The following is a 19522-nucleotide window of genomic DNA, read 5'->3' on the forward strand; positions in this document are numbered from 1 at the left end:
CCGTCGCGACGTGATCGCGGCGGCACAGTCACGCAACCCGCAGTACCGCGACACCTCCGCTGCAGTCACCTGCGAGAACCCTTCGTGCAGCGAACGGACCGCCGGCACCGCCGAGGACGCGGCAAGGCGTCCGGGGCAGCCATGCCCGTGACCGACGGCGCCCGTCCGCAGACCTACTGGTGGAGCACCGCCCGCCCGCGGCCACTGCACGACTACCTCGACTCGCGCACCCCTACCACGCGGATATGGCATTGGCCGACTCGCGATCCCGACTTCCCGCACACCATCCACCCCCTGCAACAGGCCTTGGACGATCCCGATGACCTCGACCGATACCGGCGAACTAGCCCACGCCGTGGGCGCAGAACTACAGCAGCAACGGGAACACCGCGGCTGGTCCCGCCCTGCGCTCGCCGCGTGGTCCGATGGCCAGCCGACGGTGCGAACCCTCATCACGTGGGAGAAAGCCACCCGCTCAATGTCCCTGCGCCAGCTCGGCACAGCCGCCAGGCTCTACCAGCTCCGGCCCTCAGCGCTGCTGGCACGCGCTGAGCGCCGCATCGGCTGGGACCCCGACCTCGTCGTGAACCTCACCGCCCTGGCCGCCGCCCAGCACGAGACGCTCCGCCCCGTCGCCCAGTGGGCACAAGACATGCTCCACGCCGGGGGATCACCGATTCGCGGCCTGAACCACGACACCCTCGCGGCGATGGCAGACAGCTGCCGCCTGAGCATCGCGCACCTGACCATCCTGCTGACCACCGAAGCACCGGTACACCGATGACGCGCACCAAACCAACACAACGCACCCCACGTCACCAGCCCCTCGCCGAGCGCGGCCCGTGGTGGTCGAAGCCGTGCGGGGACTCCCCGAACCGGATCAACCTCGCCTTCCTCCTCGACGCCTTCCGCGAAGCCAAAAACAGCGACAACCTCGACGCCCCGTGCATCAAATTCGCCCACGACAACGAACGCGCCGCCGCACTCAAGCTCGAGGCCCGAGTACCGGGCGCCGGATTCGTGTTCCGGTCCGAGCGAGCGTTCCTCGACCGCGCAGCCGCCTACCTCGCCGCCCGCCAAGGCGTGTCCAGCATCGTGGTCGCCGGCGCAGGGCTGCCCAACATCGATGACGAACACGACTTGCACCGGCTCGTGCGTCTCAGCGAGGCCAACAACCGCAACCGCCGACCGAACGCTGGCCGCGCCATCGTCATCTACGTAGAACGCGATCCCCTGGTCTTGGCCTACCTGCGCACACTGGCCGACGAGGACAACGGTGTCCATGTCGTCGACGCCGATCCCTGGGACCCCACGGCAATGTGGGACACCCTCTACAACACCGACAGCGAAGCCCCCGGTCTGGTCTCTCCCGACTACGACCACGTGGCCCTGCTGCTGGGCGGGGTGATGTCGTTTCACGGCGGCAGCCGCGCCGACGTCGCCCACGTCGTGCAGGAGCACCTCGCCCGGCTGCCCGTCGACGCGTTCCTGGCCATGACGCACCTGTTCCTCCCCGAACACCCCGACCTCGCCGCCCAAGCCCGCGAATTCGAGGACGCCCTGCAGTCCCACGGACCCGGCACCGGCAGCCTCGCCACGCGCGCCCAGATCGAGGCAATGATCCACGGCACGAACCCGTTGCCGCCCGGGATCGCCCCGGCGTTCACCTGGTATCCCGACGGACCACCCACGAACCCACCGGTATGCGGGAACTTCACCGCCGCGGTCCTCACCCAGAAACCCGGACCGGACGACACCCTGCCCGAACCCCCATGGCGGCCGACACACACCTGACCTCCGGGCCGTCCCGCCCCGACGTCGCGGGCGGTCAGGGAATCCGGGGCCGCCGTCCTCGCACGAACGCAGGGGTTAACACCGCGAGGACACCGTTCGCGCCGAACCTCACCTACCCAAACAGAAACTACTACTACAAAAAGGACTTCTGATGTCCCTGTTCCGTCGAGCCACCGACGTCGAGAAGTACGCCAAACTGGAGGAACAGCACGAGAAAGGCGAGATCAGCTACGACGAACTGGTCAAGAAAGGCGGAAACATCCTCATCAGTGAACAGGCTAAGTGCAAACACAGCCAGACCGAGTACGACGAGAAGACCAGGACCACGTGGTGCGCCAACGACTCCTGCGGCATCCAATTGAGCTGAGCCCACTATGCAACTCCCGTACACCCTCGACGACGACCACGCAGCCATCGAGGCAGTAGGAGCGGAGATCAACCGCCCGGACCCGGCACGGTGGCAGGCGATGACCACCGGCGACGATCGTCTTCGCCAAACCTATCGGGCACTCGGACAGCTGCTCAAACGGGTTGAAGTCGCGTTCATCCAACGCAAAGCCGACCTCCGCGCCTTCCAAGGCTCCCGCACGGAGTACCGCCAGGCGGCCGCCGCGTACGGGGAGTGGAAGTCGCGGACCGTTCACTTCGCCAGCTGCGCCCGCGCACGCCGCAGCGAACTGGAAGACCGAGTGCGTCGCATCAACCGGCACGACACCCTCGACCGCATGACCACAGCTGTACAGGCGCTGACACAGGCAATCGCCGAACACCGTGACGCGATCAGAACCGGCGCTCGGCCGGCGACCACAGCCGACCGCATGCTGTGGCTCCGCCTCGAACTCACGCCATACGCCGCAGAGCGCGACCACACGTCCAGCTCCACGACTACGTGACACCCCCACGAACCGGCCTCCCAGCAGGGCAGCTGCGATCAATCGACACCTCCGGGGAAAGAAAAGTATGACTCTTTGACCATCTGCAGGCCGCTGTCGCAGACGGTCGGCGGCCCTGGGCCTCCGTCCTCGCACGGATTTCGAACCACCTTGCCTGCGAATTGTCTCACCTCGCACACCTCCCGAGCATGGCCAGGCACCCACTCCACACGTCGGCGTTGCAATCCGGCTGCGCCGAACTCCCCGGTAAAAAAGGGACTTTTCCTCGTGCGTTTCAGAAGGACCGTCGTCGCAGCCCTGGCGCTGCTCCCCACACTGTTCGGGGTCTCTGCCGCCACCGCCGACACCCCAGCGCCGCCGCCGACCACCTCGGTCTCCCCGCGGATCGTCGGCGGCGACCCCGCCCCGGTCGCCTATGCCGGCGCCGGATCTCTGCAGCTGCTCGACCACGGCGACCCGGACTGGCACTCGTGCGGTGTCACCCTGCTCGCCCAGGGCTACGACGAGACCGGCAAATCAGCTGCGGTGGCGGCCACGGCCAGCCACTGCCTGAGCAACACGCCCAGCCCCGCCGAGCAAGCACGGATGAGTCCGGAAGCGAAGAAGATCTTCGCCAGCTTCCGCACCGACCTGCGCGACCCGGACATCGACCGCGGCGACCCTGCGATCTATCACGCGCGGTTCGGATCCACCAACCGCCTCCAGGGCGGTGTCGTCCGCACCGGCAGCAAGATCGTGGTCCCGCCACACTGGGCCTGGGTCTGCCAGACAAGGAAGGCAGGATCTGGGACGTCTCGCTCATCCGGGTCACCGGCCACGTCGACGGCGTCCGCCCCGCCCGCATCGCCCCCACGTGGCCGTGGCGGGCCGCGCGGGCGATCGGCTGGGGGATCACCACCGACCCCGCTGCCTGGACCGGCCCGGCGCCGGCCGAGCTCAGCCAGCTCGACGTCCCGCTCCTGCGCGGGGGCAAGTGCGCCCCGGGCGGCATCGGCGCCGGGGAGCTGTGCGCCGGGGTCCCGCCGACCGGCGGTGGCGTCTGCGACGGCGACTCCGGTTCCGGGCTGCTGCAGCGTCACGGTGACGACTGGTACCTGCTGGGCGAAGCGTCCCGCACCATCGCCGATTTCTGCGGCAGCGCGGCCATCTACACCGACCTCAGTTCCTACTGGTGGTGGATCAAGCAGCAGATCCGCCAGTTGCTGCCTGGCGCCCCGAGCGCCACCACCCACACCGCCCTGGCCACCCCCGTCGGCTGACCCACAAACACCGACCCCTGGTGTGGCCGCGGCCCATCCGATGCCGCGGCCGCACCGGTCCGCCGAAGGTACGGCCACCGCGGATCGACCGACCAGTCACGAAAGCACCCCGACATGCCACCACTCACCACAGCCACACCCGCTCACCTGCCCGCGCAGGGGTGCGAACGCGTGCCCGTCGACATCGAGAGTCCCCGCCGGGACGCTGTCGGCGACTACCTGCTCGACGGCTCCCTCAACACCGCCGTCGACCGCATCTTCGCTGACCGTCTCCTCGCCGAGCACCCGCAGCTGCCTCGCGTGGCGAGGTCCGTCGCCACCTGGGACCGCAGTGCCGCAGACACCATGCTCGATCACGGGCTGCGCCACTTCCTCGTCCTCGGCACCGGCGGACTTCCCCTCTGGGCGCACTCGTCCACGCTGGCCGACCTGCACGACGCAGGCGCGCGGATCGTGGTGGTCGAGCACGACCCGGTCACCCGGGGCCTGCACGACTGCATCGACCGCGGGGCCGCCGCCGGCCGCGCCTACGTCCTCTGCCTGCCCGCCGACCGCCACCACGACCTCGCGGCAATATCCGCAGTCGCTGACCTGCTCGCCAGCGGCGCGCCGCTCGGGATCCTCGCAACTGGCCTGCTCCGACCGGCCGGAATCCGCCTCGCCGCCATCCTGGCGCTGCTCGAGGGCTCGCCGTCCGGCAGTCTCGCCGCGATCACCCAGCTCACAGCGCACGGGACTGACGATCTCGACGACGCCGACGTGTCCGACCCCGGTGCGTCCTCACTCGCTGCGCGGTTCGCCCAGGCCGGCATCCCGCTCGCTGTCGAGGATCGGCTCGCCGTCGATCAGCTGCTCGGCGACGTCGCGGACGTCACGACGCACCCGGTCACGCCGGCCACTCTGGATCGAGACGCGCCCGGCACCGTCGTGCGGACCGTCCTGGTGGGCCGCCGTCCCCCGCGCACTGCCACTGCCGCGCTCCGGCCGGGCGGGCTGCAACCCCAGGACGTCAACGGTCGGGGGAGTCGCCGGTGACCTCGAGCATGGCCTGCCCGTGCGGCGTCGCCGTCCTGGGCATTGTCGAGGCCGGCACGGCCGAGGAGGCGATCGCGGCCTACGAGCGTGCGGCGTTTCAGGCGCTGGCGGTCGGAGCCCAGCTTTACGCACGTCGACACGCCGCCGAACTCTCCTCAGCCGGGGCAGCCGAGGAGATCGACGAGATCCTGCGGCGGCTGCGGATAGCCCTCGCGCTGATGGAGAAGCAGGTCACCGAAGACCCGCCGGCGCACCAGAGCCCGGGAGCTCTCGCCGGATACCTGCGGTCGTGGGCTCACACCACCGGCCAGATCACAGCGCAGCTCTACCGGCAGGCCGCGCACCAGGACACCGCACCCTCCGCCGATCAGCTCGGCGGCGGCCCCGCCGCACCCGGCTCCACCACGGCAGGCGGTGCCCGGTGACCGACGAGAAGTGGTACCTGACGACGCCGCGACGCCGGACCGACCCGGTCAAGGCCGTCGTCCTGGTGGTGGGCGGACTTGGCTGCTGCATCCTGCTGTGGGCGCTGGCGCTCATGGTTGTCTTCGCTGCCGACCTGCCTACTCCCGCAGCCCCGTGACACGGCGATGAACGGACTTCCTCGCCTGGAACAGACGTGCGCGGTGTGTACGCAACCTGCGGTACCCGCCGTCGTCTTCGACGGCCCCTGCCTGACCCAGGCCATCGCCCTCTGCAACGGCTGTCTGGCCACCATGCAGCAGTTCACGCAATACACCTGCGTCCACATCGACCTGCACCACGGCCAGGCTCAGCCCACCGCGGCCGACATCCTCGACACCCTCCGCCACGACCTCGACCTCACCAAAGCCGGCTTCGCCCGCGACATCGGCTACACCCAGTCCCACGTCACCCGCGTCCTGACCGCGGAAACCAGCATCAGCGCCCACTTCGCTTACAGCGTCCAAGAGGCATTCGGACTGCGCGCGCTGCACCTGCTGCACCGCCAAAGCACCGACCAACTCACGGTCATCGCCCAAGCCTCCGCGTCGTCACGGGCCAATCCCCGCAAGGGAAACACCGTCGATGTCGACGAAGCCCAGATCGAGGAGGACTACCGCCACCACACCCCGATCCATGAGATCGCCCGGAGCAACGACGTCTCCTACGGGACCGTCTGGCGCATCCTCGACAAACGCGGCGCCCCCGTCGAACCCTTCGGCGGCCCCATGCCTGGTCGACCTGCCGGTGCGGAGCGCGGCCTCCGGGCCCATCGATCACCGCCCTGATCCCCGGTTGCCATCGACCCGTCCGATACGCAGCCATCACCACGAAATGACGAATTCGCATGGACTTTCTGTTCACCCTGCTGCTGTGCTCTGCCTACCCGGCCCTGGGTATCCACGTCGCGCGTACAGAGCTGCGTACGGCCCGGCATCGGCAAGCAGCCGAACCATTGGCGTATCAGCAACTGCCGACACGCACGTGGCTCTACCTCGTGGCGATGGTCCCGCTCTGGCCGGCCGTGGAACTTATTCCCACGCCGCGCCCGGCGCCCCGCAGCCCGTCCGGCCGGTCCGCATGACCCGCTCCACCGCACCGCATAGACACCCGCCGCGCAGACGCCGGACCGCACGATCCCGCGCGTCCCAGTTCGCGCATAGTCGTGGGAGGCGCCGGTGAGCATCCCCTACGCACACCTGCCCGCCTCGGTTCAGCGGGTCTACGAGCTGCTCGCCGATCACCCCGGGCCTGAGACGACTGCGCTCCCGGTCGCTGCCGCTCTGAGAATCAGCGAGCCGGACGCGGCGGCGGCGCTGCAGCGGCTGCACGCCGCCCGCCTGCTCGACCAGCTCCCACCCGGCGACCGGTACGCGCTCGCGCCCTGGGCGCGCCAGCACGCTGCCCATCAGCGCGCCCAGGTGCCCGACTCGACCCGCTCTGGCCAGAACAGCCGCCTGACCGACTGGTACGCCGCCACCGCCTCGGCCGCGGTCCCGCTCATCGCTCCCGACGCGTTCCGGTTCAGCGCGTCCGCCGTCCACGAGGCGGTGCCCCACGACCACGTGGACGGCCACCGCGCGCTGCGCTGGTACACCTGCGAACACCGCGTCCTGCGCAATGTCCTCACCGCCGCGGTGGACCGCGGACGCGGCGACGTCGCGATCGAGCTGGCTGAAGCCGTGTGGCACCTGGCCCGCACCACCTACCACCACGACGACCTCGCCCACGCCCAGCACACCGGCCACACCCTCACCCACCACACCCAGCATCCGATGGCTGCGGTGTTCCGCGCCCGCGAAGCCTCCGCTCTGGCCGACTTGGGCCGCCTCACCGACGCGCTCGGCGCCGCGGCCGACGCCACCGCCCTCGCCCAGGACATCGGCGACCCGGGCATTCTCGCGCTGGCCCACTCCCACCTCGGCCGAGTCCACCTCGCCGGCGGCGACCCGGACGAGGCGCTGCGCGAGCTCACCGCCACTCTGCGCCGCTACCGCAGCGTCGTCGACGACCACGGCCACGCCCTCGCCCACCGCCGTATCGGGCAAGCCCACCTGACCCTTGGCCACACCGCCGACGCCGTGCGCTACCTCGACGCCTCGATCAGCGCCCTGCTCCGCGCGAAACACCGGCTGGGCGCGGCCCGGGCACTGACCTACCTCGCCGACGCGCTCACCGCCGACCGGCGATCGTCCAGCGCGCTGTCGGCCGTCGGACGCGCGCACACCCTGCTGGGCGCCGCCGCGGCCCCGCGCTACCGGACCGGCCTCGACCTGGCCGCCGCCCGCGCCCGCTACGCCCTCGGCGAGACCACGATCACCCGCCGCCTCACCGAGAACCTCATCACCCGGCTGCGCCACGCCGGCCCCGGCGCCGCCGGCGACCTCGCCGCCGCCACCGACCTACACGCCCAGCTCTGACCCGCCAACTCCAAGGAGCCCACAATGGAACCGTTCTTTCAAGCTGATCGCCTCTGGCCGGCCGGTCACCGCGAACTCCAGCTCATGATCATCCCCGACTTTCGGCGGGACGACGAGCTGGCGTGCCTGGTGAAGTCCTGCCGCGACATCCTGCGCGAGCATCCCGCCACCACCTGCCCCGTCCCCGACGACGCTCTGCACCTGACCGTCCAGCCGATCCGCCCGCCCGCCGACGGCGGCCTCGACCCGGCGCTCCGTGCGGCGCTGATCACCGCGCTCGAACCCGTTCTCGCCGACGTGCCCGCGTTCGAGATGCTGATCGGGTCGGTGCTCACCCAGGCCCGCGGCGTCATCGCCGACACCCACCACAACGCACCCTTCGACGCCCTGATCGACCGCGTGCGACCGGTCATCGCCGAGCTGTGCGGCCCCGAGGCCGTCACCCATGACAGCCGACCCGCGCACATGGCGCTGTGCTACGCCAACGGCCACGGCTGCAGCGACGCGCTGCAACGACGCCTACGCCACGGCCTGCGCCCCAGCCACGCCCGCATCACCGTGGACGCCATCGCTCTCGTCGAGACGACCCAGATGCCTGAACACTGCCTTTACGCCTCGACCGTCCTGCACACCTTCCCGCTGGCCGGAGCGTCGCGATGAACGGACCTCACGTGCCTCAGTTTCCGACGACCGTTGAGGTCAACTTCGTTCCGGAAACGTTGTCGGCCGCGCAGAGCGACATGACCGCACGAAACCCTGGCAACAGTACCGATGTGCTGAAGTGGATCGAGTTTCACCGCTACAACGCCGAAATGTTCCGGCTGGCCGGTGAACGCCTCGCGGACCTGGGCCGCACGCCGCTCGACGACAACTGGCCGCACTGGTGCTTCACACTCCAGACCGAAGCAGTGCAGAAGTACGTCCGCCGCTTGGCCGCCGAGACCAAGCAGCCGCTACCGGATCACCGACTCCCGGCAGGTCTACTTCCCGGCGTGGAGTACATCCCGCTGCTCCCGCCGCATCGATTCGGTGACTGGCTGCGCGACACCTGCACGATCGCCGCCGTGGACCTGGACACGGTGGCCGAGCGAACTGGGCTGCCGGCTCCGTTCCTGGAGAAGGTATTACACGGGCACGAACCGATGCGGTCGCTGGAAGACGTTGCCGCGGTCGCGGGCGCCCTGCGCGTGGACCGCGCCATAGCCGCGGTCATCGCCATGCGGGACTTCCGGGAGGGGCGCAATGGGTGGTCTGACGCCACGCAGCCGTAGCGCAGCGGGTCCGGTGCCCGCGCTCCTGGACAGCGCGGCGTGGCGCGCAGATCTTGCCGCGCTGCGCGAGCGGGTGGCCATCGAGTCCCGCAACCCCGCAGCGCTGATCGAGCTGCTGGCGCAGGCAGCCGAGTGCGCCGAGCGCGACGGCGACCTGCCCCTGGCCGAGTCCAGTTGGGTTCGCGTTCTCAGTCTCCAGCGGTCGCGGAAGGAACACGTCGGCGCCTGCGTAGCGCTGACAAGGTTGAGTGATCTCTACCGCCGCTGGGGCCGACTTCACCGGGCGCTGGACGTGCTGTCCATCCTCATCGACAGCTGCGACGACGCCGGCGACGATCACCGCGGGCTGCTGGCGCGACGCGACATGGCCGCAGTTCTCCTGGACGCCGGTCGTGCCGCCGCAGCCCTGCCGTACCTCCGTCGCGCGATCGCGCTCACCGACGACGACTCCGTCGAAGACGTCGTGCGCGCCGACGTACTGATCCTGCTGGGTCGCACGTATTGGATGAGCGACCGGATCCGCGACGGCCGGAAAGCGTTCACAGCGGCGCTGGCCCTGGTGGACGCACGTGACGTGCACCGCGCCGACCACGTCCGCGCGATGCTGGCGACGCCCGCCGACGGATCTTTCCCGTGCCCGGCCCGCGACGTCACCGGGCACCGCGGACAGCCGCCACAGCTGCTCGATGAGGGTTGTTCATCCCGGCTGCCTCGGCAGGCGCCCGAGCAGCAACCACCTGAGGCTGCTTCGCATTGCGGTGCAACAGAACCGCCGGAGGCCACGCCATGAGCCGTCATGAGCCTGCCGAGGAGGTTCTCGGGCTCGACTTCGCCCAGCGGCACCGTATCGGCTGCTATTCCTGGGATCTCGGGACGTTTCAGCGCGGCGGTCACGTCCGTCGCGAATGGGCCTTGCGGATGCACCGCCGGGACCCGAGCGGTGAACAGCGATCCATGACGTGGCTGCACGACCTGCCCGGCCACGCCGAACTCGACTGGGACGAAGCCATCTTCCTGCTCGCCCGTGATGCCGGAGACGGCCGGCTGTCTTTCGACGCCTACATCGAGGACAACCTCTCCCCACGTGACGACGAGGACATCCCTCGGCGCGAGTACCACGACTGGGTGCGCGCGGAGCACCTGTGGCATCAGGTTCGTGACTTCCTCGGCCGCGACCCGGTGTTGATCGGGTCGTTTTTCGACGTTCTTCCGCCCGAGCGCTGAATGCCGGCCCGCGAACCGTTGACCGTGGGTCGCGTGCTCGGTGACGCCATCGGAGCTCCCTGTGTCGCGGCCTTGGTGATTCCGATCATCGCCATGGTCTTCGCCCGCTGGCGCCCGGTCTACGGCGCCGTCGCCACGTGGGCGGCGGTGGTCATTGATGTCGGCTGGGGCGTCGCCCTGTTCGTGTCCGGGGTACGCCGGCTCAGAGAGGAATCAGAGGCAGATGTCTGCACCGTCCACGCGGGACACCGCCCAGTACCGGGCGACGTCGACGAGAGTCGGTAGGCGCTGGCCGACTATCGGCCAGCATGTCACCGCCGCACACCGGCGCTTCCCCGCTGACGGCGTGCCGGATCCGGACTGGCTTCCCTGGCCGCCCACGGCCCGGAACTGCCCGCTGCCGCTGCCACGGGGCGAGCGCACCCCGTATCGGGTGTGGGAGGTCATGGAATTGCGGGCCCGCTACGTGCGGTGGCCCCAGATCGCCGCGCGTCTCGGCACGCCCGAGTACGTCGTCCGCGACTGGATGCACCGGCTCGGCAACCGGTGATTCGCCCGGGGCTACGGCCCCGAGATCGTCGTGCCACAACACACCGATTTGCCAGATCGTGTGAGGGCTGGCCGTCGGCCCGGCCAGGACTGGACACCGGCCGGACCGACCCGCCCGCGCGGGGACACCCGACCGGATGTCACCGCGTTCGTGGCGTCACGGGCACTGCGGAACCCGGGGTGTCCCGCCACCGCCGGGACCTGTGTGCTGCTCGACCTCCCACAGATCCCCGCGGACCCAGCCGTAAGTGCCGCCGCGGTAGGACCAGCCCCACGCGTGCCCATCGGACGCCCCGCGCGTGCACGACACCCAGAACCCGGCCCCGTAGGCGATCGTGCCCAGCACCGGCCCGTCCACGGGCCGGGACCGGATGCGCGCGCCGTCCGCGGTCGCGGTGACCGCGATCCAGCCCTGCGCTGTCGCGGCCGACATCGGCCGTGTGTGCGGTGAGGTCGGTGTGGACCACACGAGGGTGCCGTCGGGTGCGACCGCCGGTGTGCCCCCGTTGGTCTTGCCCTCGCCCAGCGCGCCCACGTCCGGCTGATCGGACGCCACATCGGCGAAAGGCGGAGTGCCGGCTGCGTCAGCCGGCGCGGCAGCTGCCATCGTCGCGCTCGCGAGAGCACCGAACGTCAGCAGTGACGCCGCGATCCGCTTCGCGCACAGAAGACTCGTTGTCATCAAGGGACTCCCGTCGACTCTGGCGCGTTGCGACCGCCCGGAAGGACAGCTCGTTCGAGCATGAGGGCAGCGGCTCGTCAACGCACGCACGAAAACCCGACGCTCGGTCCGGACCGAAGCGTCGGGCCCGGGACCTCACCGACCGTCGAAGGCGACCGGTGCATCGTCGGTTGAAGTTTTCGGCTCGGGAGAGGTGCCCTCCCCAGTGCCCCCTCCCGAGCCGGGAACCCTTCACCGCCGGGGGGTTGAGAGCGGATCGGATCCCCAGAAGAGTCCGCTGTGGTCGCTCCCTGTGGACCACAGTGGATCACCTTCTAATACCCAGAGTGCCCCAGAAAACGCCAATTGGCCACAAGTGTGGCCAATTTTCTTGTGATAACTTTCAGTGTCGAGCCTTGCGCTAAGCGCAGTGCTGCCAACTCCTCTCCGTCGTCCGACTGCGGCTGGGCGTGACCGCAGCTCAGTGCAGCAGACCCGCGGACCGGGGCAAGCCCACCGTCCACGAGAGACACCGCCGCTCTCCACGTGGCCGGCTTGCCCCGGCCCCGCAGGCCCCGCTGGCCACGGCGGCATCCACAGCCCACCCGGGCCGCGGCCACCGAGGAGGAATCCGTGTTGAAATACTTCGTCTCCACCCACCGCACCCAAGGCGAACGGGACAACGACTCCAACAGCCTTCCCGGTACGGAACTGGTCGATCTTCCCGGCGAATGCCACGACGACCCGGACTCGCCGATCTGCGGCTGTGCACGCAGTTTCGTCGGCATCACCAGCCGGCAGACCTCGACCACCGCTGAGATTGTCGAAACCGACATGACCGCCGCGCAGTACATCGGCCGTTTCCACGCCGGTCTCCTCGCGCTCGGCTGGCAGGACAACGTCGAGACGCGCAACGGCGTCATCGATGCCGCGGTGGAGCTGCTGCTGCTTGCCGCCCTGTGGCCGGTGGGCACCGTCGTCGAACGCCGAGGCCGCGAGATCCGCGTGCGGAGCTTCCCCACCGAATCCTGACCGCCCGCCGCCTGCCCAGCAGCTCGCTCGAAGGAGTCTCGATGTCCAGTTCAACCGATGCACGGCGTGCCCGTGCGTTCCTCCAGCACGCCGCCGAACCCACCAACCCGGTCCTCGGCCGCTACGTCGCCGAGGTCGGGCCCGTCGATGCCGCCCACCGCATCGCCGGTTGCTCCGCACCGGCCGACGTCCTCGCCGAGTCTCGTCGTCACGTGCGCTGGCAGCTCGCCGACGCCAGCCTGCGCACCGCCGCAGATCTCGGCGCCCGCTTCGTCATCCCCGAAGACGAGGAATGGCCGGCCGACGTCTTCGCCGGTCTGAGCACCCTGGCCACGGACGACGACACCCTCGGCGGGCCCCCGCTGGGCCTCTGGGTCCACGGCGAGCCGCGACTGGACGAGGTGGCAGCCGCGCGCTCGGTCGCGATCGTGGGAGCACGGGCCGCCACCGAGTACGGCGAGCACCACGCCGCGGACTTCGCCTACGCGCTAGCGTCTCGGAACGTCGTCGTGTGGAGTGGCGCCGCCTACGGCATCGACGGCGAAGCCCACCGCGGAGCGCTCGCGACCGACCGTCGAGCCTGCACCGTCGCCGTCCTGCCGTGCGGGATCGACCTCGGCTATCCGGCCGGACACGTGGGTCTGCTCAAGCGGATCGCCGCCGCCGGCGCGGTCGTCTCCGAGTACCCGCCCGGCATGCCGCCCGCGCGGCATCGGTTTCTTCAGCGCCACCGGCTTCTGAGCGCGTTGACCCGGGCGACGGTCGTGATCGAGGCCGGCCAGCGCAGCGGCGCCCGCCACGCCGCGCGCCTTGCCGACAAACTCGGCCGACCCGTTCTCGCCATCCCGGGTCCGGTGTCCTCCGCGGCGTCCGCCGGGTGCCATCGGCTGATCCAAGACGGCACGGCCCGCCTGGTCACCTCCGCCGACGACGTCATCGCGGTGGTCGAGGAGCCCGAAGGGGAGGTGGACGCGGAACCGGAGGCGGGCATCCCGGCGGTTGTGCCCGATCGACGCTAGCGCACGCCCCGACGGCGGCCCCGCACCTCGCGCACGCCCAGTGACCTCGCGCAGCGGCCCAGGCCGCCGTCGGACGCGCGCTCAGGCGGTGGCGGCTCACACCTTCGTGGGCCGCCACCGCCTCCCCGGGCTCATTGACTGGGGAGGCCGAGCCGAGGAGCGCCGATACGTGGCCCAGTACCTGACCCCCGGTGAACTAATCGGATCCCTGCCCGACACCTGCGCTGACACCCTGCACGTCATCGCTCTGCCCGCCCACGCGGAGAACACATCTGCGTGGCGGCTGACTACGCCAGCCGGAGCGGCGTTCCCGCTCACCCTGGTCCGGGGCATGACCACCACCGAGATCGCCGGGCACGTGCAGGCCGCGCTGCCCGCCGACCGCGACTGCGACGTGGTCGTCATCGTGGTCGCCGAGGACCGCGTCCGGAACTGGCTGCCACTGCGGGCCGCAATTGCCGCGCTCGAGGCCGACCTACGACCCACCGGGCACACCGTCATCGGCCGCTACTGGGCCCCGCACACCCGCCCCGGCGCCCCCTGGCGCGACTACCGCCGCTCCACCCACCTCGGCACCGTCATCACCCCACGCCCCGACCTCGACTTCGCCGCACCCATCCAGCTCGGCGGCGACGCCCCGACCCCGACCTGGGGTCTGCCCTTCACCGAATCCGGCGAAACCTTGCCGGCCAACCTCGGCCGGTTCGCCCGCCGGATCGTGCCGTTCCTGGTCCGTCGCGGGGACGAGGCCAACCGGATCGTCGCCCACGCCACCATCCAGGCGAGCCGCGGCGAGTTCATCGACGACGTTGCAGCCTTCGCCGTCACGGCTGCGCTGGCCGACAACGCCGTCTACGGACCGATGCTCCTGCCACCGAACGAGTTCGACCCGCAGCGAGTCGAGCAGTTGTGGATGGCCCTCTACCGCGGCCGCCCCGACCCAAGCGCTCGCGCACGGCTGGCGACCTTGATCGCCGCCAGCGCCGTCCGCCGGGGCGACCGCCATCTCGCCGCCTGCGCTCTCGCCCACGCGCACGGTGCGCCGGGCGCCGCGACCGTCGGTTTGCTGTTCCAGCAGCACGCCAGCGCCGAGGTCGTCGAGCACGAACTAGACGAGACCGCCACCCGGGTCGGCGCGACGCGCTGGTAGCCCACGTCCTCGACACCCCATCGCGGCCGCAGCGTCTCGGGCGTCATGTCACCGCTCGCGACATCCGGGCGCGCGGCCCCGAGCAGATCACCTCGTACATCGCTGTCGCGGGCCGTGACGGTATCGGCTCCGGATCCTGCGGCTACCGGCGAAGTGTGACCTCGCGGTGTCGCGCGGCCTCGATCACGCGACCAGGTCCCGCGACACCGGTCAAGGCCACCGCCGAACATCGAACGCCCCGACCGCAGGACCAGGGCCTTGACCGGTGCCACGCCGGGACCTGGGTGACCGGTGTCGTCCACACGCCACCCATGCGAGGCCACCTGAATGAACCGGGAATCCCCGAGTCGGCACGCCTTCCCCCGGGCGAGCCGAGTCCCGGTTCGGGGCTGGCCGGGTCAGCGCACGCGCCGCGCTGTCCCGGCCAGTCTCCTCTTGCGCCTCTCGTCGAACGTTGTCGGAGGTCTGACCGTGCCACGTGCGACCGAACTAACTGCCATCGAACGGGACGTCCTCTGCGATGTTGCGCGCGGTCTGAGCAACATCCAGATCGCAGGGAAGCAGTTCCGCTCACCCGAAACCATCCGCACCCACATGAAGAACATCTTCGCCAAGTTGAATGCCCGTAATCGCGCGCACGCCGTCGCCATCGCCTACGACACCGGCATCTTCCATTGCCGGCTCCCGCACCTGCCGCTGACACAACCGATATCGGCCGGAATCTCGCCATCATCGTGCCGACACGGCACCGCACCGACGGCCGTCAACTGCTCCGCCGCGCGTCGGCCCGCGCACTGAGGACGGCAATGACCGATCCCACTCACCCGGCCACCGTGACGACCTACCTCGATGATCCGGCCCTGCCGCTTGTCATCGATCCTGCCGATGTCGGCGCCGACGCCGAGACCGTGATCGGCGAACTAGTCACCACGGACCCGGCGGACGCCGCGATCATCGTGCGGGGCGCGGCACTGCTGTCGGCCGCCGATGCGGGCACCGCCGCCGAGTGCCTGGCCACGTCGATGACCTGGCTGTATGGCTGATCCCGCTCGTCGGGTCGCCTACCTACCCGACATTGCGGGTGTACGGTGGAGGAAACCGGATCTTGGTGTGGCCTCCCCATGCATCGAGTGGCATGAGGACGGTGGTCACGATGACGCTGCTGCGGCAGAACCGCGAGCTGAAACGGCTCGGGATCTGGAACTGGTCCCTGCCGGCGTTCGCTGGAAAGCTACCGGATGGCCGTAATTACAACGCGTGTCCCTCGGCTGGCGTGTGCGCGCAAGCTTGTTACGCCAGAAACGGCACGTACCTTTTTCCTCAGGTGAAAGCACGACATCAGGAGAACTTGCGCTGGACCATGGATGACCTGCCCGGCTGGCAGTACGCGATGCTGGATGAGCTGTCACACAAGCGGTTCGTCGACGCGTGGGTGCGGATCCACGACAGCGGCGACTTCTACTCCCGCGCGTACCTGTCCGCGTGGCTGGAGATCATGCGTGCCCGGCAGCGTACCCGGTTCTAAGCCTACACCAAGGAAGTTGCCGCATTCCGGGACCTGGTCGAGCCGAACCCGCCACGGAACTTCTGGTGGGTCTACTCCTACGGCGGCACCCAAGACTCCACATTGGACCCGAGCGCCGATCGGGTCGCCGACGTCTTCCCCGACGAGCAGTCCATCACCGATGCGGGCTGGCATTCGCAAGAGGACTCCGACCTGCTGGCCGTGCTCGGGCCGACCCCGGTCGGGATCCCGGCGAACAACATCGCGCACTTCAAGGCCCGCCAGGCCGGGCGCCGGTGGAGCCGCTGGCAAGCCGGTGTCGATGCCGCCCGCGCCGCCCGCCGCGCCAGCCCCCGGCCTACCTCAGCCGCCGGCGATACCCAACTGGGCACGTTCGCAGACCCACGGTAGCGCCGTCCGGGGCCACGGCGGCTGCCTGCTGCCTAACAGCGCGGGCCAGGTGCAGGCCGCCGTGGCCCCGGCTCGCGCTGTCACCGGCTCCACGATGTGCCACCCGGGACGCCGGCCCGCCGCGACCCGCGGCAGCGGCAACCGGAACTGCACACCTCGCGATCGAAAGGAACCCCGGGAGATGTCGAACAACTTGATGCCGTACCTGCGTGCGGTCGCGGACGTGCTCGGCGAGCCGTGGCGTGCCGCCACGTCCCGTTGTGTCGGTGAGGACGCCGCGCTCGTCGGCCCGGACGGCGGGTGGATCAGCGTGACCGTCTCCTCCTGCGGATCGGGGGAGCGTCTGGTGCTGGAAGCCTGGCTGGACTCGGAGCTCAGTCCCCATCAGCCGACCGGAATGGTCCGGCCGTCGGTGACCGTGGCGCGGGCCCGGCCCGCCGCCGCAGTCGGCAAAGACGTGGCCCGGCGGCTGATTCCGGACGTGGTCGAGCTGATCGACGCGGCGCGGGACCTCGCGCGCCGGCGCGCGTGCGACGCCGCCGACCTCTCGAACGTCCTGGCCGCGATCGGCGCGGGCTTCGGCACCACCCCGGCGGCCGGTGCGAACACTGTGTCGGTCGGGGCCTACGGTCAGCCGCTGTTCGCGACCGCGCAGGTGCTGCAGCCGATCTGGCGTGGCCGCCAGCGGCGGGTGCGGTTCAGCATCGACGCCACCGTCGAGAACGCGCTCGCCCTCGCCGCGCTCGTCGGTGAACGTGCCGCCGCCGACCGCGCCGCGCCCGTGGCGCCCGATTCTGGCCGCTGACCGTCGGCGCGACTGTCGCGCAGTCGACGAACACCCGACTCCGGCGCCTCACCTGGCGCCGGAGTTCTTTTCTTCACCCCGAAAGGACGATGTCATGGAAGCCCGTACCCGCGTGGTCACCCTCGACGGCTCCCAAGCCCGGATCGTCGACATCCGTGCCGACCTCGGCGTCGGCGACGCCACGCTGCGCGTGCACGGCCTCAACCCGACGGTCTCGCGCGAGACCCGCGACCGGGTGCGCGCGGCCATCCGCAACAGCGGCCTGTCCTGGCCCGAGGGCGTCGTGCACCTGACCGCCTCCACCGCGCACCCGCGCTCCGACGTCGATCTCGCCGCGGCGGCCGCGGCGCTGCTGGTCACCGACGCCGTGCCGGTCCGGCGTCTGACCGCGACCACACTGGTCGGCGAACTCGGTCTCGACGGCACCGTCCGCCCGGTCGCCGACGTGCGGACGCGTGCGATCGCGGCCGCCGACGCTGGGTTCACCCACCTGGTCGTGCCCGCCGCCAACGCCGCCGATACCGGGGACGTCCCCGGCGTCACCATCGTCCCTGTTGCCTGCCTAGATGACCTGGTCACCTGGCTGCGAGGCGGACCTACTCCGGCCCTGCGGTCCGAATCGGGCGAAGGGGCGTCGCCTGCCACGCTGTGGGCGCCCGAAGCCTGGGCCCAGCTGTCGCCCACCGCGGTCCGAGCTGCCGCGGTCGCGGCCGCCGGCGGTCACCACACCCTGCACGTCGCGGCTCCCGGCACCCCGGTCCTCCTGCTGCCCCGGCTGATGCGGACGCTGATGACCGACCTCACCGACACCGAGGCGCTCGAGCTCAGCAAGTGGCACGTCCTGGCCGGCGAACCTGCCCCTGGCCGCAGCGAGCACCTCCGGCCGCCCGGAGTTTCCCTGCGCCCCGACGACACGATCGCCGCGGTAGCCGGATCCCTGAGTCGGCCGGGATTGCTGACGCTGGCGCACTGCGGCGTCCTGACCGTCGAAGACCTCCCCGAGCTTTCCTCCCGCATCGTCGAGGTGCTGCGTCCAGCGCTGGAGCACGGCACGATCGGCATCACTGCCCGGGCAGGCGCCGAAACGCGCCCGGCCGGAGCGCGCATGGTCTTCACCGCCCGGGACTGCTCCTGCGGCTGCGTCCGGGCCAAGGAATGCCGCTGCACTCCGGCGCAGCGTGCGCGCTACCTCGCCCGGATCCCGCTCTGGTTGCTCGACCGCGTCGACCTGTTCGTGCGGACGGTCACCGTCGCCGAGCCTGATGTGTCGCTGCCGTCCCTGGAGTCGCTGCGGGACAGCGTCGCCCGAGCCCGGGAACGCGCGCGCCGCCGGTGGGGTTCCGTACCGGTACCCGGCACCGCGATGGAGTACTCGCACGTCGTTACTGGCCTTCCCGCCAATGTCGTGGGCGAGGTGGACGCCGCGATCCGAGAGGGTCGGATTACGACCCGCACGGCTGTGCGGTGCCTGCGGCTGGCCTGGACACGGGCCGACTTGGACGGCCGGGCGCACCCGGACATCGCCGACGTCTGGCTGACGCTCTCCCACCGCAGCGCAATGCTGAGCCTGCTGCGGAATCCCGCCCCGAGGTGAGCTGAAGCAACAAACGACCGGGAAAATACCTTCGGCGATCAGCCGACGCTGCGCACCGGGCCGAGGAATGAGGAATGAGGAATGAGGAAAGTGTTGCTGCGCTAGCGAAAGCCGGTGCGGTGTTCCGGTCGGGCCGACGCACTCTAGCGGAGCCTGGCGTCGGGGCAAGCCCGCCCCGTTCGCGGCCATGGCTGCGGATAGGCAGAAAGGGGGCGGGCCTGCCGCCGACGCGGGCGGCCCCGCTTGGGCGAGTGCGTCCCGACCGGGACACCCGCACATCGCCTTTCTCCACTGCTGGACAGCAGTTCGGGGACGGCGCGGTGTGCGGGGTTCGAGGTCGGTCACCGGGGGCACCCGGGGACCGACCGGGGTGGATCCAGGTTCACGCGGGAGCGCCACCATGGATATGCGCACCCAGCGCGCGGGCGACGCCGACCCC

The 19522-nt window shown here is 70.4% G+C and carries 23 protein-coding genes and 1 pseudogene; 23 read left to right on the plus strand and 1 reads right to left on the minus strand.

What is annotated here, in order from left to right; all coding sequences use genetic code 11:
• The first annotated feature begins 319 nt into the window (after nt 1-319).
• The 15 genes from ACWEVN_RS19990 (at nt 320) to ACWEVN_RS20060 (ending at nt 10643) form a co-directional block, all read left to right on the plus strand.
• Nucleotides 320-784, plus strand: coding sequence for a hypothetical protein (locus ACWEVN_RS19990; protein WP_452052235.1), 465 nt, complete (start codon nt 320-322; stop codon nt 782-784).
• Nucleotides 781-1794: an SAM-dependent methyltransferase gene (locus ACWEVN_RS19995; RefSeq protein WP_452052236.1), complete on the plus strand. Its 1014-nt coding sequence runs from the start codon at nt 781-783 to the stop codon at nt 1792-1794. Before ACWEVN_RS19990 ends, ACWEVN_RS19995 begins: the two co-directional genes overlap by 4 nt.
• A gap of 151 nt (nt 1795-1945) precedes the next feature.
• Nucleotides 1946-2161 carry a hypothetical protein gene (locus ACWEVN_RS20000; RefSeq protein ID WP_452052237.1) on the plus strand — a complete coding sequence of 72 codons (216 nt, stop codon included), beginning with the start codon at nt 1946-1948 and terminating at the stop codon, nt 2159-2161.
• Between the two features lie 100 nt (nt 2162-2261).
• Nucleotides 2262-2687 carry a hypothetical protein gene (locus ACWEVN_RS20005; protein ID WP_452052238.1) on the plus strand — a complete coding sequence of 142 codons (426 nt, stop codon included), beginning with the start codon at nt 2262-2264 and terminating at the stop codon, nt 2685-2687.
• Nucleotides 2688-2875: 188 nt separating this feature from the next.
• Nucleotides 2876-3946: a trypsin-like serine protease gene (locus ACWEVN_RS20010; RefSeq protein ID WP_452052239.1), complete on the plus strand. Its 1071-nt coding sequence runs from the start codon at nt 2876-2878 to the stop codon at nt 3944-3946.
• 171 nt (nt 3947-4117) lie between these two features.
• On the plus strand, nt 4118-4981 hold the full coding sequence (locus tag ACWEVN_RS20015) for an SAM-dependent methyltransferase (RefSeq protein WP_452052240.1): 864 nt from the start codon (nt 4118-4120) through the stop codon (nt 4979-4981).
• Nucleotides 4978-5406 carry a hypothetical protein gene (locus tag ACWEVN_RS20020; protein WP_452052241.1) on the plus strand — a complete coding sequence of 143 codons (429 nt, stop codon included), beginning with the start codon at nt 4978-4980 and terminating at the stop codon, nt 5404-5406. The genes ACWEVN_RS20015 and ACWEVN_RS20020 overlap by 4 nt, the downstream gene beginning before the upstream one ends.
• Complete coding sequence (locus ACWEVN_RS20025; protein ID WP_452052242.1) at nt 5403-5564, plus strand: hypothetical protein; 162 nt, start codon at nt 5403-5405, stop codon at nt 5562-5564. Before ACWEVN_RS20020 ends, ACWEVN_RS20025 begins: the two co-directional genes overlap by 4 nt.
• A 133-nt stretch (nt 5565-5697) precedes the next feature.
• Entirely contained in the window at nt 5698-6231 is a 534-nt protein-coding gene (locus ACWEVN_RS20030; protein WP_452052243.1) for a hypothetical protein, read from the plus strand.
• Nucleotides 6232-6621: 390 nt separating this feature from the next.
• Nucleotides 6622-7863: a tetratricopeptide repeat protein gene (locus ACWEVN_RS20035; RefSeq protein WP_452052244.1), complete on the plus strand. Its 1242-nt coding sequence runs from the start codon at nt 6622-6624 to the stop codon at nt 7861-7863.
• A gap of 24 nt (nt 7864-7887) precedes the next feature.
• On the plus strand, nt 7888-8523 hold the full coding sequence (locus ACWEVN_RS20040) for a 2'-5' RNA ligase family protein (RefSeq protein ID WP_452052245.1): 636 nt from the start codon (nt 7888-7890) through the stop codon (nt 8521-8523).
• Nucleotides 8524-8534: 11 nt separating this feature from the next.
• A complete protein-coding gene (locus tag ACWEVN_RS20045) occupies nt 8535-9134 on the plus strand; it encodes a hypothetical protein (protein ID WP_452052246.1) in 600 nt (199 codons plus the stop codon).
• A 13-nt stretch (nt 9135-9147) separates the two neighbouring features.
• Nucleotides 9148-9924, plus strand: coding sequence for a hypothetical protein (locus tag ACWEVN_RS20050; RefSeq protein WP_452052247.1), 777 nt, complete (start codon nt 9148-9150; stop codon nt 9922-9924).
• Complete coding sequence (locus ACWEVN_RS20055) at nt 9921-10358, plus strand: hypothetical protein (protein WP_452052248.1); 438 nt, start codon at nt 9921-9923, stop codon at nt 10356-10358. Before ACWEVN_RS20050 ends, ACWEVN_RS20055 begins: the two co-directional genes overlap by 4 nt.
• Before the next feature lie 33 nt (nt 10359-10391).
• Nucleotides 10392-10643 (plus strand): hypothetical protein, encoded by a 252-nt coding sequence (locus ACWEVN_RS20060; protein WP_452052249.1) that lies wholly within the window; start codon nt 10392-10394, stop codon nt 10641-10643.
• A 421-nt stretch (nt 10644-11064) separates the two neighbouring features.
• On the opposite strand, the gene ACWEVN_RS20065 is transcribed toward ACWEVN_RS20060, so the two are convergent.
• Nucleotides 11065-11589 carry a hypothetical protein gene (locus ACWEVN_RS20065; RefSeq protein ID WP_452052250.1) on the minus strand — a complete coding sequence of 175 codons (525 nt, stop codon included), beginning with the start codon at nt 11587-11589 and terminating at the stop codon, nt 11065-11067.
• 612 nt (nt 11590-12201) lie between these two features.
• Between ACWEVN_RS20065 and ACWEVN_RS20070 the strand changes: the two genes are divergently transcribed.
• The 8 genes and pseudogenes from ACWEVN_RS20070 (at nt 12202) to ACWEVN_RS20105 (ending at nt 19083) form a co-directional block, all read left to right on the plus strand.
• The gene (locus ACWEVN_RS20070) at nt 12202-12600 is read left to right on the plus strand and encodes a DUF7715 family protein (RefSeq protein WP_452052251.1); all 399 of its coding nucleotides are present in this window, start codon (nt 12202-12204) and stop codon (nt 12598-12600) included.
• Between the two features lie 41 nt (nt 12601-12641).
• On the plus strand, nt 12642-13619 hold the full coding sequence (gene dprA / locus ACWEVN_RS20075) for a DNA-processing protein DprA (RefSeq protein WP_452052252.1): 978 nt from the start codon (nt 12642-12644) through the stop codon (nt 13617-13619).
• 331 nt (nt 13620-13950) lie between these two features.
• Nucleotides 13951-14769, plus strand: a complete 819-nt coding sequence (locus ACWEVN_RS20080) for a DUF4192 family protein (protein ID WP_452052253.1) — start codon at nt 13951-13953, stop codon at nt 14767-14769.
• A 471-nt stretch (nt 14770-15240) separates the two neighbouring features.
• Nucleotides 15241-15567, plus strand: coding sequence for a response regulator transcription factor (locus ACWEVN_RS20085; protein ID WP_452052254.1), 327 nt, complete (start codon nt 15241-15243; stop codon nt 15565-15567).
• Nucleotides 15568-15575: 8 nt separating this feature from the next.
• The gene (locus ACWEVN_RS20090; protein WP_452052255.1) at nt 15576-15812 is read left to right on the plus strand and encodes a hypothetical protein; all 237 of its coding nucleotides are present in this window, start codon (nt 15576-15578) and stop codon (nt 15810-15812) included.
• Nucleotides 15813-15922: 110 nt separating this feature from the next.
• Nucleotides 15923-16684 (plus strand): annotated as a pseudogene (locus ACWEVN_RS20095) (GP88 family protein).
• Between the two features lie 181 nt (nt 16685-16865).
• Entirely contained in the window at nt 16866-17489 is a 624-nt protein-coding gene (locus ACWEVN_RS20100; protein ID WP_452052256.1) for a hypothetical protein, read from the plus strand.
• A 94-nt stretch (nt 17490-17583) separates the two neighbouring features.
• A complete protein-coding gene (locus tag ACWEVN_RS20105) occupies nt 17584-19083 on the plus strand; it encodes an ATP-binding protein (protein ID WP_452052257.1) in 1500 nt (499 codons plus the stop codon).
• The last annotated feature ends 439 nt before the right edge of the window (nt 19084-19522 follow it).

Source organism: Amycolatopsis sp. NPDC003861 (assembly GCF_053605405.1).

What these genes read in the sequence shown, in the direction of transcription:
- ACWEVN_RS19990 (WP_452052235.1), top strand. Translation starts at nt 320, where the DNA reads ATGACCTCGACCGATACCGGCGAACTAGCCCACGCCGTGGGCGCAGAA.
- ACWEVN_RS19995 (WP_452052236.1), top strand. Translation starts at nt 781, where the DNA reads ATGACGCGCACCAAACCAACACAACGCACCCCACGTCACCAGCCCCTC.
- ACWEVN_RS20000 (WP_452052237.1), top strand. Translation starts at nt 1,946, where the DNA reads ATGTCCCTGTTCCGTCGAGCCACCGACGTCGAGAAGTACGCCAAACTG.
- ACWEVN_RS20005 (WP_452052238.1), top strand. Translation starts at nt 2,262, where the DNA reads ATGACCACCGGCGACGATCGTCTTCGCCAAACCTATCGGGCACTCGGA.
- ACWEVN_RS20010 (WP_452052239.1), top strand. Translation starts at nt 2,876, where the DNA reads ATGGCCAGGCACCCACTCCACACGTCGGCGTTGCAATCCGGCTGCGCC.
- ACWEVN_RS20030 (WP_452052243.1), top strand. Translation starts at nt 5,698, where the DNA reads ATGCAGCAGTTCACGCAATACACCTGCGTCCACATCGACCTGCACCAC.
- ACWEVN_RS20040 (WP_452052245.1), top strand. Translation starts at nt 7,888, where the DNA reads ATGGAACCGTTCTTTCAAGCTGATCGCCTCTGGCCGGCCGGTCACCGC.
- ACWEVN_RS20055 (WP_452052248.1), top strand. Translation starts at nt 9,921, where the DNA reads ATGAGCCGTCATGAGCCTGCCGAGGAGGTTCTCGGGCTCGACTTCGCC.
- ACWEVN_RS20065 (WP_452052250.1), bottom strand. Translation starts at nt 11,589, where the DNA reads ATGACAACGAGTCTTCTGTGCGCGAAGCGGATCGCGGCGTCACTGCTG.
- dprA (WP_452052252.1), top strand. Translation starts at nt 12,642, where the DNA reads ATGTCCAGTTCAACCGATGCACGGCGTGCCCGTGCGTTCCTCCAGCAC.
- ACWEVN_RS20080 (WP_452052253.1), top strand. Translation starts at nt 13,951, where the DNA reads ATGACCACCACCGAGATCGCCGGGCACGTGCAGGCCGCGCTGCCCGCC.
- ACWEVN_RS20090 (WP_452052255.1), top strand. Translation starts at nt 15,576, where the DNA reads ATGACCGATCCCACTCACCCGGCCACCGTGACGACCTACCTCGATGAT.
- ACWEVN_RS20100 (WP_452052256.1), top strand. Translation starts at nt 16,866, where the DNA reads ATGTCGAACAACTTGATGCCGTACCTGCGTGCGGTCGCGGACGTGCTC.
- ACWEVN_RS20105 (WP_452052257.1), top strand. Translation starts at nt 17,584, where the DNA reads ATGGAAGCCCGTACCCGCGTGGTCACCCTCGACGGCTCCCAAGCCCGG.